Source organism: Kitasatospora sp. NPDC091257 (assembly GCF_044757675.1).
Taxonomy (GTDB): domain Bacteria; phylum Actinomycetota; class Actinomycetes; order Streptomycetales; family Streptomycetaceae; genus Kitasatospora; species Kitasatospora lactacystinica.
On the sequence record NZ_JBIVVI010000082.1, the window covers coordinates 1 to 13,823 of the forward strand.

Here is a 13,823-nt window from a genome sequence, read left to right on the forward strand (position 1 = left end):
ACCCAAGCGAACGCCGCGTGAGAAGTCGGCCGAGTCGACTTCTCACACCGGGGCGGTCGAGTCCCCTTCCACGTCACGCGGGCGACCCACCGGGAACTGCACCAGCTGGCGCGGGAGACCGGCACCAGCGTCTTCATGGTCGTGCAGGCCGCCCTTGCGACCCTGCTCACCAGGCGCGGAGCCGGCACCGACATCGCCATCGGCATCCCCACCGCCGGGCGCACCGACGAGGGCCTCGACGACCTGATCGGATTCTTCGTCAATACGCTGGTGCTGCGCACCAGGACCGACGGCGACCCGACCTTCCGGGAGCTGCTGTTCCGGGTGCGCAGCACGGACCTGGCGGCCTTCGCTCACCAGGAGGTGCCGTTCGACCACGTGGTCCAGACCATCAACCCGCCGCGCTCCCCCGCGTGGCACCCGCTCATCCAGGTGATGCTCGCATTCCAGAACAACGCGAGCGCCGAGCTCCACCTTCCCGGCCTGGAGGTCCGGACCGAGCCGGTGACGGAGGGGATCACCCGCTTCGACCTCCGCTTCGAGCTGTTCGAGGGCTTCACCGAGCAGCGGAGACCGGACGGCATCGACGGCAGCCTCACCTACGCCCTCGACCTGTTCGTCCCCGCGGAGGCCGAGCGGCTGGCCCGGGAGTTCACCGAGCTGCTCGACGCCGTGGCCGCCGCTCCGGGTCTGCGGCTGGGCGAACTCGGCGGGGCAGCCGTCCATGAGCTGACCGGCAGCCCGTCCGCCGGGCCGGAGCTCGCCGCTGCGGACGGCACCCGGATCGCCTTCGTCTGCTCCCCCTACGGCCAGCAGTGGGTCGGCATGGGGCGGACTCTGTTCCGCACCGAACCCGCCTTCCGCTCGGCCCTGGAGGAGTGCGACAGCGAGCTGGCCCGGCACACCGGCTGGTCCCTCGTCCACGAGCTCTTCCTCGACGAACCCGAAGCCAGGACGAACGACGTCGGCGTCATGCAACCCATCGTCTTCGCCGTCCAAGTGGGCATCGCCCGCTGGCTGGAAGAGGCGGGCGTCCGGCCGGCCGCTGTCACGGGTCACAGCGTCGGCGAGATCGCCGCCAGCGTCATCGCAGGCATCCTCGACCTGCCGGACGCGGTCCGGCTCGTCCACCACTACAGCGATCAGCAACGCCGCGTGGCCGGCCCTCACAGCGGCATGGCCGTGGTGGAGCTCTCGGCCGTCGACCTCTCGAAGCACCTGCGAGGGCTTGAGGGGAGCGTGTCCGTCGCCGCGCGGAACGGCCCGCGGACCACCGTGCTGGCCGGTGACCGGTCCGCGTTGGAGGCCGTCGTCGCCAAGCTCCAGGCCGCGGACGTGCTGTGCGCGATGGTCCGAGTCGACCTGCCGGCCCACAGCCCGGCGATCGATCCGATCCTGGCGGACCTCGAACGGGCCATAGGTGAGCTCACCCCCAGGCCCGGCCGGATCCCGATGATCTCCTCGGTCACGGGGCAAGCGCTCGACTGGCAGCAGGCCACCGCGGGCTACTTCGCCCGGAACCTGCGGCAGCCCGTCCTGCTGGCCGACTCCATCGCCGAGCTGCTGACGGGCCATGACGTACTGGTCGAGGTCAGCGCTCACCCGGTGCTCGCCCCGGCACTGCGGCAGAGCGTCGAGGAGTCCGGTACCGCCGCGACCGTCCTGACCACCATGCGCCGCGGCCAGGACGACCAGACGGGCCTCATCGAGGTACTCAACGCCCTCGAACAGCTCGGCCTGAAGGTGGACTCCCCGGGCGGGCAGACTCGGTCGGCGTAGATCCGATGAGCCGCGCCCACTCCGCACCCCTCAAGAAGGACGAAGCCATCGCCCGGGCGCCCCGGTGTACACCTACGCGCAGACCGGGCAGAGCAACCAGTGGTGGTACGTCACCATGACCTCCACCGACAGCGTCGTCTTCTCCTCCTACGAGACGCAGACGTGCACCGACTTCTTCTGCACCACCAAGACCTATCGGAACCTGCGCCGCAACTTCAACGACACCGGCGAGCTGTCCGAGTACAACCCCTGGTACGACCCGTACGACAACACCGCGACCAGGTCGCGCTGGTGGTACGCGGCCGGCGACGCCGGGGCGTACATCCACTCGGCCGACGGCGACCAGGGCTGCCTGACCGCCCACGCTGGAAGCCAGGTGACGATCGAGGGCTGCCGAACGGGCGACCACACCCAGCAGTGGGCCGTCATCTACAGCTGACCCATTGCGGTGGGCCGCGTCCCGGCATTTCGGGAGCGGCCCATCCGCACGCGTCGATCACGGGATGCGGTGTTCGTCGAACCGTATCGGTACGACTTCTCGCACGGGTGCGTGAACTCTGTGCCGAGCCGCTCTCCTCAGCCCGGCGGTGGCGGCGACGTCGACGAGCGTGGGGGACCCGGCCGTTGCTGCCGGGGCGCAGCTCGGGGTGTCGGTGGTGCGGATCGGCTGGGCGAGGCGTTTCGGACTGAGCTCGTGGGACTCCGCGGACTCCTGTCTGAGGGTGTCCGCCCGTTGCGCGCCGGCGCTCCCTCAGCAGGTCGTCCGCGGTGGCGTCACGACGAGCGCAGGTCCGTCCCGCATGCCGGCGGGCCCGGCGACACCTGCGCGGGTGACCGGCGTCCGGGGCCGTGGCCCGGACGCCGGTGGGGGTTCTGTCCGGTCCTGGCCAGTCGCGGGGCCGGTGCGGCGGTGCCCGGGCGGGGGGTGGTCGCCGGGCACCGCCGTCCTGCGACCGGCAGGTACCCGGGCAAACGAGCGTGCAGCCGATCCGTCACCCGGACGTCGTGGCCAGGAGGGCGGACGGCGGGGCAGCTGGGGGTGGTCTCGGCGTCGGGGTCGCGGCCCCGGTCAGCCCGTCGCGCCGGCTGCCGCCCGGGCCCGGAGGGCGTCGACGGCGAGGCGGGCGGTGGTTCCGATGACGGCGTCGGCGGCGGGCAGGGTGATGGTGGTGGCGGCGGCGCGGGTGAAGACGGCGAGGGCGTAGCGGCCGCCGTCGGGGTATTCGACGACGCCGACCTCGTGGCGCAGCGTGGGGAGGGTGCCGGTCTTGCCGTGGACGCGGACGTCGTCGTAGGGGAAGCCGGAGGCCAGGCGGTGCGGCCAGACCTGGAGGCCGAGGAGGCGTCGCAGGGCGGCGCCGTGGTCGCCGGGGCAGGCGTCGCCGTGCCAGAGGGCGGCGAGCAGGGTGGTCATGTCGCGGGGGGTGCTGTGGTTGGTGAAGGCGGGGTCGAGGACCCTGAGGCGGGCGACGACGGCGGGGTCGACCGGGGAGTCGGGGCCGGTGTCCTCGGCGAGGGCGGCGATGAGGTCGCGGAGCTTGTGGACGGCGACGGTGCGGCTCAGGCCGAGGTCGGCCATGGTGCGGTTGACGGTGTCGAGGCCGATCTGGTCCCACAGGGTGTCGGCGGCGGTGTTGTCGCTGACGGCCGCGGTGAGGTAGGCGAGGTCGCGCAGGGAGAGGCGGGCGGTGTCGAGCATGGCGGCGAGGCCGGTCGGCCCGGGGGTGCGGCCGGCGGCGGGGATCTCGACCTGCCGGGTCAGGTCGATCCGTCCGGCGGCGGCCTCGCGGTACAGCGTCACGAGCAGGCAGACCTTGTGGACGCTGGCGGTGCTGACGGCGGTGTCGGCGCCGAGGCCGATCTCGGCGCCGGTGTCGAGGTCGCGCGCGTGCAGCCGGCCGGTGACGCCCGCGTCGGCGAAGGCCGCGGCGATGCGGGTGCGCGCGGCCCGGCTGTGCGGGGTCCGGTCGGCAGCCGTCCGGTCGGCTGTGGTGCGGTCGGCAGCCGTGCGGTCGGCTGTGGTGCGGTCGCTGGTCACAGCGGGAACTCCATTGCGGGCCGGGGGTGGAGCGGGCGGTTGGGCGGCTGGGGCAGCAGGCCGCCGGGTCCGGTCAGCGCCTCGTGGGCGGCCTGGGCGAACAGCCGGACGGCGGGCCCGCCCCGCCCGGCCGGCCAGGCCGTGGAGGTCCGCCAGGCCAGCGGGGTGCCGGTGAGCGGGCGCCAGACCGTACCCGGTGGGGGTGTGGTGCGCGGCACCAGGGCGATGGCGCTGCCGGTGAGCACGAGCGCGCCCGCGACGTCCGGTCCCGGCGGGTCGACGACGGCCTCGGGGGTGCAGCCGTGCCTGGTCAGCGTGGTGAGGACCTCGTCGTACAGGGCCGGGGCCGTGGCGCGCGGGAAGAGGACCAGGCGCAGGCCGGTCAGTTCGGCCACCGCGAGCTCCGGGCGGTCGGCGTACGGACCGCGGGCGGCGAGCAGGGCGCCGAGCGGCTGGTGCAGGACGGGGCCGAAGGCCAGTCCGTCGGCCGGGCAGGGGTGACGGACGACGGCGACGTCGACGGTGTGCTGGGCGAGTTCGCGCACCACGGCCGCGACCGGCAGTTCCCGCAGTTCGAGCCGGGTGCCCGGGGAGGCGGTCTCGAAGCCGGTGAGCAGCGCGGCCAGGGCGGCCGGCCCGAGTTCGGGCGGGACGGCCGCGCGCAGGGTGCCGGCCCGTCCGCTGCGCAGGTCGGCGGCGGTGGCGAGGAGGCGGGCCGCGCTGTCCAGCGTCTCCTCGGCCTCGGCGAGCAGCAGCCGGCCCGCCGGGGTGAGGTCGACGCCGCGCGGGCCGCGGTCGAACAGGGTCACACCGAGTTCGCGTTCGAGGCGCTGGATCCGCTGGGAGAGCGAGGGCTGGGCGATCCGCAGGCGCTCGGCGGCGCGGCCGAAGTGCCGTTCCTCGGCGACGGCTCGGAAGTGGCGGAGGTGCCCCAGCAGGTCCATGGCCAGTCATCATAGGTGTTTTCTTATCGTCCACTTCATGATTGCGGTCTTGGACTGGGTGGTCGGCGGCCTGTTTAGCTGAGCGCGACCGCGCGACCACGACGGTACGAACCACCGCGAGGGCGCGACCGCGACGGCACGAACCCCCTGGGAGACCACCGATGACGCCCGACCTCCGCCGCACCCGCACCGCGCTGCCCGCGGTGGCCCTGCTCGTGGCCGCGCTGATCGGCGGGTGCGGCCGGGCGGCGAGCAGCGCCCCGACGGCGCCGGCACCGGCGGCGAGCGGCGCGACGGCCCCCGGCGCAGGGGTGGCGGGCGCGACGGTGTCGGGCGTGCCCGCGACCGGCCCGGCGGACGCCTCCTTCGCGGCGCTTGAGCAGCAGTTCGGCGCCCGGCTCGGCGTGTTCGCCGTGGACACCGGCAGCGGCCGGGAGGTCACCCACCGGGCCGACGAGCGGTTCGCGTTCGCGTCCACGATCAAGTCGCTCGCCGCCGGGGCCCTGCTGCGGAAGGCGTCCGACGCGGACCTGGACAAGGTCGTCCCCTACCGCCAGGAGGACGTGCTGGCGTGGGCACCGATCACCTCGCAGCACGTGGCGACCGGCATGAAGCTGCGTGACCTGGCTTCCGCCTCCATCCAGTACAGCGACAACACCGCGGCCAACCTGGTCATCGCCGAGCTCGGCGGCCCGGCGGCCGTCCAGCGGTCCCTGCGCGACCTGGGCGACTCGACCACCAGCGTCGACCGCACCGAACCCACCCTCAACGAGGCGACCCCGGGCGACACCCGTGACACCAGCACGCCGCGCGTCCTCGCCGCCGACCTGCGCCGCTACGTGCTCGGCGACGTCCTCACGGAGGGCCGGCGCGGGCTGCTGACGGACTGGCTGGTCGGCAACACGACCGGCGGCCCGTACGTCCGCGCGGGGGTGCCCGCCGACTGGAGGATCGGCGACAAGACCGGCAACGCGGGCTACGGCACCCGCAACGACGTCGCCGTGGCGTGGCCGTCGGGCGGGCGCAGCCCGATCGTGATCGTCGTCCTGTCCGATCGCGGCAGGGCGGGCGCCACCTCCGACGACGACCTGATCGCCCAGGCGACGAAGACCGTCGTCAGCATCCTCGGCTGAGCCTCCCCGACCGGTAGGAGCCCCGACCGGTAGGAGCCCCGACCGGCCAGGAACCCCGACCGCAACACCCACATCGACGACGACGCGGGTCCGGGGCGGGGAACACCGGCGCGGGCGGGAGGGTTCAGCGGCGGTGGGTGGCTGTCGCGATGCGGACGAACGAAGGGATCAGCGGGTTCGGGTCGCCCTCGTTCCACGCCACCACCACGCGGCTGGGCGCCATGTCGGCCAGCAGTACCGCAGTCAGTCCCTCGGGCATGTCGTGTCCGAGGGGGGTGATGCCGACCGTGCCGTTCCAGAGCACGGCCTGCCGGCATTCCTGGACGGCCCTCACCGCCGGTCCCCCGCGCGGCCGGCCGCCGGTCCAGTACGCCCCCCACAGCGGGTCGGTGCCGTCCGGGAACCGGAACCAGCACCGGTCGGCCAGGTCGGCCAGCTCCAGGTGCGTGCGGCCGGCCAGGGGGTCGTCGGTGCGCAGCACCGCGCCGACCGGGTCGGTGCGCAGCTCGTGCACGATCAGGCCGGTCTCGTCGAAGGGGGCGCGGGTGAGGGCGATGTCGACCCGTCCGGTGCGCAGTCCGCAGGTGGGGTCGGTCAGGTCGGTCTCGCGGATGCGGACCTCGATGTCCGGGTGTCGCTTGCGGTAGGCGTTGGCCAGGCGCAGGGCGCCGAGGTCGGTGCCGTCGCCGAGCAGGCCGACGGTGATGGCCGTGGGGCCGGTTTCGGCGGCGACGCGTGCGCGGATCCGGTCGGCACGGTCGAGGAGGGTGCGGGCTTCGTCGAGCAGGACGGTTCCGGCCGGGGTGAGGGTGACGCCCTGGGCGGAGCGGTGCAGCAGGGTGGCGCCGAGGTCGGTTTCCAGCTGCTTGATCGCCCGGCTGAGCGGGGGCTGGCTCATGTGCAGCCGGGCGGCGGCCCGGCCGAAGTGGAGTTCCTCGGCGACCGCGACGAAATAGCGCAACGTCCGCAGCTCCATGCTGCGACGATACCCGTGCGGTATCGGGCACGTGCGAATCGGTCTTGGACGGCCGGGGTTCCGGGGCGGTGGAATCGAGGCATGAACGACGTATCGCTTTCCGACCCCGCCGTCCATGTGGCCGGCGTCCAGGAGATCGCCCCCGAGCTGCTGGTGGTCCCGGACCGCAGGATCCCGCTGGTTCCCAACATCGGCATCATCGGCGGCACCGAGGCCGTCCTCGTCGTCGACACCGGCATGGGCACCGCCAACGCCGAGCAGGTCCTCTCCCTGGCGTCCGAGGTGGCCGAGGGGCGCCGCCTGTACCTGACCACCACGCACTTCCACCCCGAGCACGCCTTCGGCGCGCACGTCTTCCACGGCCGGGCCACCTACCTCGCCAACCGTGCCCAGGCCGAGGACCTGAAGGTGAAGGGAGCGGGCTACCTGGAGATGTTCCGCGGGTTCGGCCCGCCGGTCGCCGACCGCCTCGACGGCGACGTCCGCGTGGTCGCCCCCGACGTGGTCTACGACGACGGGTACGACCTGGACCTCGGCGGCCGCTGCGTACGGCTGCGGGCCACCGGCCGGGGCCACACCAAGGGCGACCAGGTGATCGGGGTGCCCGACGCCGGCGTGCTGTTCACCGGCGACCTGGCCGAGACCGGGCAGTTCGCGATCTTTCCCTGGTTCCCGCCGTACGACACCGACGTCTCCGGGATCGGCTGGCTGACGGTGATGGAGCGGCTGGCGGCCGACGGGCACCGTACGGTCGTCCCCGGCCACGGCGCCGTCGGCGGCCCGCAGGTCCTCGGCGACGTCCGCGACTACCTGCGCGAGCTGCGGGACGAGACCTGGCGGCGACGCGACTCCGCCATGGGCGGGAGCGAGATCGTGGCCGAGGTCCGGGCCCTGCTGATCGAACGGCACCCCGAGTGGACCGGACAGGAGTGGATCGAGAAGGGCGTCGGCTGCCTGTGCACCGAACACCCCACCGTCACGGACCAGGACCCGACGGGCTGAGACCCGACGGGCTGAGAAACGGGTGGGCGCGGCCTCGCGGGCTCACCGCCGATGCTGGTTCGACCAGTCACCCCGAAAGCGATAAGCACGGCCGTCACCGACCTGCTTCATCCCGCCGGGAACGACGTCCCCGTGGTACGGATACTGCTCCGTCACCGCCGCCAGCAGGAACTCCAGGAAGCCGCCCTCGAACAGGTCCCACTCCCGCATCGAGTGGAACTTGGCGGCCACCGGCCACCGGTCCGGGTCCGGGCCCCGCATCAGCCAGAAGAATGGTCGGAGTTGTCGTTGTTACCCCATTCGGCGCGAAGGCGGCCTTTGATCAGGATCACGCTGCCGACCGGGCGCAGGTCAGCAGTTCACGATGGTCGAGACGGTCGCGGTCGATTGCGGCCAGCCGGGCTGGTCCACGCTGAACTGGGCGGTCACGGTGCGGCCGCAGGGCACGGTGCCCGTGATGCCGCCGACGTCGCTCCCGCCGGTCGGGATCAGGACGGTCGGGGCGATGGTGCCGAGCGGTGGGCTGGTGACGCCGACGCTGGTCAGCCGGAAGGAGACCTGCTGGTCCTGCCAGGTCGGGCTGGTCGGAGTGGCGCGTCCGAACACGTACACCTGGCCTCCGTTGTTGTTGATGCAGGCCCTGATCGTGAGGTGGTTCGGCGCGCCCGGGTCCCCGCAGACGGTGGTGCCCGGCATGCCGGCGACGGATGCGGTGGCGACGGATGCGGTGGCGACGGATGCGGTGGCGACGGATGCGGTGGCGACGGATGCGGTGGCGGCGGAGGCGGTCTGGGTGCCGGTCAGCGCCGCCAGAGCGGCGGTACCGGCGAGAACGGCAGCAAGGCGTTTCAAGGGGCCCTCCTTCGTCCGGTGCTCTCGGCGGGCGCCGACAGCACTGTGACATGTCACATAGTTCTTATGGGCATTGTGGCAGCCCACCGCGAACGGTGCGCCGAGTTCGCTCAAAGAAGGCCGTCCTGCCGCCCGCAACCGACCGGTGGCATCACCACAAGGCGTGGATACGGCCTGGGCCGTGCCCACCGAACGGGTTGTCACGGCCGCCTTGTCGCACCACCGCCCCGGTCCACGGCGGGGCCGGACGGCCCGGGCGTGGCCGTGCTCAGTCGGCGCCGGCCGCCTCGTCCTCCGCGGCCCCGCTGAAGGGCCCGGGTTGGACCATCGGTCCGAACGGGAAGCTCGCGCCCGACGGCGACCTGATGGCTTCCCCCACGTCCGGGCCGGTCCGCGGACGTACGCCGCACCGCGCCCCGAACGAGCGGGCCTCCGGCGGGGGCGGGCACGCGGATCGGCTGCGTCAGGCGCGGGAGGGACCCGGGGGGCTGATCGGATGAGACGGGCCGGAGGATCCGCGCAGGGCGCGTGGACGGCGGGCGCCGAAGTGATTCTCCGCGACGGAGCGGCCGGGTGACGGCCCGTCGTTGCGTGCTAGAACCATCGACGGCCGTGAACGCCCACCCGCGATCACCGCCCCCTGTACCGCTGCACCGCCGTACCGCCGCACCGCGCACCTTCCGGCCGCATTTCCACCGAAGGAGAAAACATGTCCGTCGCACGAACCGTACGGACCGCGCGAACCGCGCCGCTCGCCGCCTTCGCCGCGCTCACCCTGCTGCTCACCGGCGCCGCCACCGCGACGCCGGCCTCCGCCACCGCCACGGGGCTGGACGACACCTGGGCCTGCTCCATCCCGTCCGGCTACGTCTACGAAGGGGTCGTCTTCAGTCAGACGTGCAGCGGCGGCGGCAGCTGGAAATCGCCGCAGTACCACCTGCGCACGCCCGTCGACGGCCTCACCTCCTGCTCGACCGCCCCCGGCTTCACCTACGACTCCGCCGGCTCGTCCACCACGTGCAGCCTGACGCAGGGCGTGCCGTCCACCACCTTCCACCTCCGCACACCGGTCAGCGGCATGTGGGCGTGCAGCGTCCCGAGCGGTTTCACCTACAGCGCCACCACCTCGAACCTGGACTGCGCCACCGTCCGGGGCGTGCCGACCACCAAGTTCCTTCTGTCCCGCTGACCGGCTGAGCCGGAACACGGGAACGGGTGGGCCGCCCCGCAGCCGCCGGGTGGCCCACCCGTCGGCCGTGATCGGGTGGCGGGCTTCTCCGCCGGGCCGGCGATGACGCACGACTCCGCTCTCCGGCCGGCCCCGCCCCCCGGCAGTCGCCCGGTCGGGGGCGGGGCTCCGAACAACGTACGGTTCGCGGTTATCCGAAGCCGCGTGCGTCCTGCTTCAGCGCGGTGTCCACGGTCAGCGCGGTCGCCACGACCAGGCTGAGCAGCGGGTCGGCGAGCGGACGGTGGATCTGGAGCACGTAGTTGTCGGCCGTGGTGAACATCGTCTTCGCCAGGCCTTCCCAGGTCTTGGTGATCCGGGCGACCTCGGTGTCCGTCTCGTCGACGATGGAGAAGTTCCAGGCCCGCCAGTTCTCCGCCTTGATGGCGCCGATCTTCTGACCGCCGACCTCCAGCGAGAAATTGATCTTCCCGATGGCGTTCTGCTGGATGATCTGGCCGACCTCCTGGCCGTTCGGACGCTGCACGATCACCCGCGACTTGATGAGCTTCGCCGGGCGGGTCAGCAGCAGCACCGGGGTGCCCTGCGCGTCGCGGATCTCCAGCTTGTGGGTCAGGTACTGGTCGAGGGAGGAGAGCAGCCGCAGCACCTTGCGCAGAGCGCTCTGGCCGACCTGGACCACCGAGCCCAGCGTGGCGCCCTGCTGGTCGAAGACGGAGTACTCGTTGGTCAGCTCGATCAGCTTGGCCTTCTGGTTCACCACCAGGACCGGCTCGGAGAAGAGGGTGCCGCCGCCACCGTAGACCGGTCCGACGCCCGCCTGCTGCTGCACCTGGCGCTGCACCTTGGCGGAGTCGCCGGCCGGGGCGGCCGGCTGCCCGGGGAAACCGGGGGTGTTCGTGTTCTGGGACATGGCGGGCAGGCTAGGCCCAATCCTCTGTGGGGAGCTAGATCGTTTTGAACGGCCCCCGGGTTCCTCAGGGCCTTCGCGTTGCGAAGTTGACCTGCGGGTTTGGGTGTTGCGGACGACAGTCGGCCGGCACCCGGCGCAGTGGATGTGTCCGATGTCACATCCACTGATCGTGCGTGGGCGGATGACGGCCTGCCTCGCGGCTGGCCGTCCCGACGCCTGGACGGCGGGAACCTGTGCCCTGCCGGATACCGGGCGCGGGGGGACGACCTCCCTGGACACTCGGGACCGCGAGCACCGGGAGCGTGCGGCGGCGGCGCGACGGCGGCACGACGGCGGCCGGGTGCGGAGGCCACCGCAATCCTGCCGGGGGCCAACGGCGTTGATGTCGGCCGTCGTGCCGCGTCGGGTTCGGCCTCGGCCCGGCCGTGTCGGTTCGCCGCGGGTCCGGTCAGGTCGTTGGCGAGTCATTGCCGAGTCTTTGCCGAGTCATTGATGGTTGGTGAGGTGGCGGGATAGCTTCACTCCTGCACCACGCGTCCTGTACCACCCGTCCTGTTCCTGCCCGGCCGGCGCGCTGTCCTCGGCCGGGTCCTGCACCCGGATGATGTGGAGACCACATGGCTCGACTGCGTTCCTTACTGCGGCTCGGCCCGGCCGTGCCGATCGTGCTGTCGCTGACCGCCTCACTCGGATTCCTCCCCACCCCGGCCTCGGCGACGCCCCGGGCACAGCCCGCCGCGCAGGCCGAGGACGCGCACCCCCTGGCGTACGTCGTCAACACCAGGACCGACCGTCGCACGATCGCCGAGGTGCAGCGGGCCGTCGCCGCGGCCGGCGGCACCGTCGTCGTCACGTACGACGGGATCGGCGTCGTCGTCGCCCACTCGGCGAACCCCGACTTCGGCAGGCGGATGCGCGCGGTGCGCGGAGTGCAGTCGGCGGGCGCCACGCGGACCGCGCCGCTGAGCGCGGCGGGGACCACCGACGAGGGTGGGGTGCGGCGCCTCTCCGAGGCCGAGGCGGCGAGGATCGCGAAGGCGTCCGGCAGCGGCACCGAACCCCTCGAAGCCGAGCAGTGGGCCCTGCGGGCGATCGGCGCGGACAAGGCCGCGGAAATCAACCCCGGCAGCAGGGACGTCACGGTCGCCGTCATCGACACCGGCGTCGACGACACCCACCCGGACCTCGCCGCGAACTTCTCCCCCTCGCAGTCCGCGAACTGCGCCAGCGGCAAGGCCGACACCGCGTACGGCTCCTGGCGGCCGGTGGACGCGGACTACTTCCACGGCACGCACGTGGCGGGCACGATAGCCGCGGCCCGCAACGGCGTCGGCGTCGCGGGCGTGGCACCCGGGGTGAAGGTCTCCGGCATCACGGTCTCCCAGCCCACCCCGCGCCAGCTGATCTACGCCGAAAGCGTCGTCTGCGCCTTCGTGTTCGCCGCCGACCACGGTGTGCAGATCACCAACAACAGCTACTACGTGGACCCGTGGCAGTACAACTGCCTGGACGACCCCGACCAGAAGGCCATCGTCGACGCGGTCGACCGCGCCCAGCTCTACGCGCAGCGCAAGGGCACCCTCAACGTCGCCGGGGCCGGCAACGCCAACCACGACCTGGCCTCCGACGGCTTCACCGACGGTGGCAGCCCCAACGACTCCACCCCGGCGAGCCGGACGGTCGACCCGCACAGGTGCTGGGACCTGCCCGCACAGCTGCCGGGCGTCGTCACGGTCGGCGCGACCGGCGCCAGGAACGCGAAGGCGTACTACTCCAACTACGGCCTCGGCGTGATCGACGTCGCGGCGCCGGGCGGTGACCAGTACCAGGCCTCGGACACACCGTCCGGGGAAGGCGGCATCCTGTCGACGCTGCCGAACAACCAGTACGGCTACGAGCAGGGCACGTCCATGGCCACGCCCCACGCCTCCGGTGTGGCCGCGCTGCTGAAGTCCGCCCACCCGGAGGCGACCCCGGCCCAGTTGCAGGCGCTGCTCAAGGCCCAGGCGGACAACCCGGGGTGCCCGGCCGGCCCGGCCGACCCGCACGGCGGGAACCGCGGGAACGGCGGGAACGGCGGCGGTTCCGGGGACGCCGTCTGTGCGGGCGGCAAGCGCGTCAACGGCTTCTACGGCTTCGGCATCGTCAACGCACTGCGCGCGGTCGAGTAGCCGGCACCGCACCGGCCCCGCCGCCGCGGGCGGGCGGCGGGCAGGCCGTGGCCTTCGTCCGACACGCTCACACCGCCCGGGAGTTGGAGGGCTCCGGGGACCACCGGGCGGTCCCCGGCGGCCGACCACCTGCTGCGGCGGCGCCCGCCGGACGTCGCCGCGCTGCCGGCGGCCCTTGGATAGGGTGCCGGGATGGCCCTCGACTCCCCCCGGCTGCTGCGTGCCGATGCCGCCCGCAACGCGGAAAAGATCGTCCGGGCTGCCCGGGAGGTCTTCGCCGAGCAGGGCCCCGACGCCCACCTCGACGACGTGGCGCGCCGGGCCGGCGTCGGGTCCGCCACGCTCTTCCGCCGCTTTCCCGACAAGGCCGCGCTGCTGCGGGCCGTGCTGGACCAGCGTTTCGGCGAGCACGTCCGTCCCGTCATCCAGGCTGCCGCGCACGACGCCGATCCCGCGTCCGGGCTGGTCCGTGTGCTGGAGGCGGCCCTGGAATCGGTGGCCGGCGACGACAACGTGCTGGCCGCCGCCCGCGCCGCCGGCGTGCTGACCCCGGCGACTGGGGAGGAGTTCTTCGCCGCGCTCGACGCTCTCCTGACGCGCGGCCAGGACGCGGGCGTGATCCGCGCCGACCTCGTGCCCGACGATCTGCACCGCATCGTCGTCATGCTGGTCTCGGTGCTGTGGACGATGGAGGCCCGGGAGGACGGCTGGCGCCGGTACCTGGCCCTGGTCCTCGACGGCGGGCGGGGCGCTCGGCGGGGCGGCGGTCTCGGTCAGCGAGCGGTCGGCCGCGACCATCGCGAACAGCTGCCCGGCGTCCGGCTGC

The 13,823-nt window shown here is 73.0% G+C and carries 12 protein-coding genes and 1 pseudogene; 7 read left to right on the top strand and 6 right to left on the bottom strand.

Annotated features, from left to right (window positions below; all coding sequences use genetic code 11):
• Window positions 1–51: 51 nt before the first annotated feature.
• Window positions 52–1,779, top strand: a pseudogene (locus ACIQOV_RS06170) (acyltransferase domain-containing protein); the annotation flags it as partial.
• A 64-nt stretch (window positions 1,780–1,843) separates the two neighbouring features.
• Window positions 1,844–2,218: a hypothetical protein gene (locus tag ACIQOV_RS06175; RefSeq protein WP_401045453.1), complete on the top strand. Its 375-nt coding sequence runs from the start codon at window positions 1,844–1,846 to the stop codon at window positions 2,216–2,218.
• 630 nt (window positions 2,219–2,848) lie between these two features.
• Here ACIQOV_RS06175 and ACIQOV_RS06180 read toward each other — a convergent pair.
• Together ACIQOV_RS06180 and ACIQOV_RS06185 are read right to left on the bottom strand one after the other, a co-directional pair.
• Window positions 2,849–3,712, bottom strand: coding sequence for a serine hydrolase (locus tag ACIQOV_RS06180; RefSeq protein WP_380549120.1), 864 nt, complete (start codon window positions 3,710–3,712; stop codon window positions 2,849–2,851).
• A 101-nt stretch (window positions 3,713–3,813) separates the two neighbouring features.
• Entirely contained in the window at window positions 3,814–4,761 is a 948-nt protein-coding gene (locus ACIQOV_RS06185) for a LysR family transcriptional regulator (protein ID WP_401045456.1), read from the bottom strand.
• A gap of 161 nt (window positions 4,762–4,922) precedes the next feature.
• Between ACIQOV_RS06185 and bla the strand changes: the two genes are divergently transcribed.
• Window positions 4,923–5,894, top strand: coding sequence for a class A beta-lactamase (bla, locus tag ACIQOV_RS06190; RefSeq protein ID WP_401045458.1), 972 nt, complete (start codon window positions 4,923–4,925; stop codon window positions 5,892–5,894).
• A 124-nt stretch (window positions 5,895–6,018) separates the two neighbouring features.
• On the opposite strand, the gene ACIQOV_RS06195 is transcribed toward bla, so the two are convergent.
• Entirely contained in the window at window positions 6,019–6,870 is an 852-nt protein-coding gene (locus ACIQOV_RS06195) for a LysR substrate-binding domain-containing protein (protein ID WP_401045460.1), read from the bottom strand.
• An 81-nt stretch (window positions 6,871–6,951) separates the two neighbouring features.
• Between ACIQOV_RS06195 and ACIQOV_RS06200 the strand changes: the two genes are divergently transcribed.
• The gene (locus ACIQOV_RS06200; protein ID WP_401045463.1) at window positions 6,952–7,872 is read left to right on the top strand and encodes an MBL fold metallo-hydrolase; all 921 of its coding nucleotides are present in this window, start codon (window positions 6,952–6,954) and stop codon (window positions 7,870–7,872) included.
• A 42-nt stretch (window positions 7,873–7,914) separates the two neighbouring features.
• Here the strand turns inward: ACIQOV_RS06200 and ACIQOV_RS06205 are convergent, their stop codons facing one another.
• Window positions 7,915–8,103, bottom strand: coding sequence for a hypothetical protein (locus tag ACIQOV_RS06205; protein WP_401045466.1), 189 nt, complete (start codon window positions 8,101–8,103; stop codon window positions 7,915–7,917).
• Window positions 8,104–8,223: 120 nt separating this feature from the next.
• Complete coding sequence (locus tag ACIQOV_RS06210; protein WP_401045469.1) at window positions 8,224–8,724, bottom strand: hypothetical protein; 501 nt, start codon at window positions 8,722–8,724, stop codon at window positions 8,224–8,226.
• Window positions 8,725–9,433: 709 nt separating this feature from the next.
• Here ACIQOV_RS06210 and ACIQOV_RS06215 point away from each other — a divergent pair.
• A complete protein-coding gene (locus tag ACIQOV_RS06215; RefSeq protein ID WP_401045471.1) occupies window positions 9,434–9,913 on the top strand; it encodes a hypothetical protein in 480 nt (159 codons plus the stop codon).
• 190 nt (window positions 9,914–10,103) lie between these two features.
• Here the strand turns inward: ACIQOV_RS06215 and ACIQOV_RS06220 are convergent, their stop codons facing one another.
• A complete protein-coding gene (locus ACIQOV_RS06220; protein ID WP_401045474.1) occupies window positions 10,104–10,826 on the bottom strand; it encodes an LURP-one-related/scramblase family protein in 723 nt (240 codons plus the stop codon).
• Between the two features lie 617 nt (window positions 10,827–11,443).
• Between ACIQOV_RS06220 and ACIQOV_RS06225 the strand changes: the two genes are divergently transcribed.
• Both ACIQOV_RS06225 and ACIQOV_RS06230 read left to right on the top strand, forming a co-directional pair.
• The gene (locus ACIQOV_RS06225) at window positions 11,444–12,997 is read left to right on the top strand and encodes a S8 family serine peptidase (RefSeq protein WP_401045476.1); all 1,554 of its coding nucleotides are present in this window, start codon (window positions 11,444–11,446) and stop codon (window positions 12,995–12,997) included.
• A 192-nt stretch (window positions 12,998–13,189) separates the two neighbouring features.
• Window positions 13,190–13,823: TetR/AcrR family transcriptional regulator (locus tag ACIQOV_RS06230; protein WP_401045478.1), on the top strand; the 634-nt coding region annotated here is incomplete at its 3' end.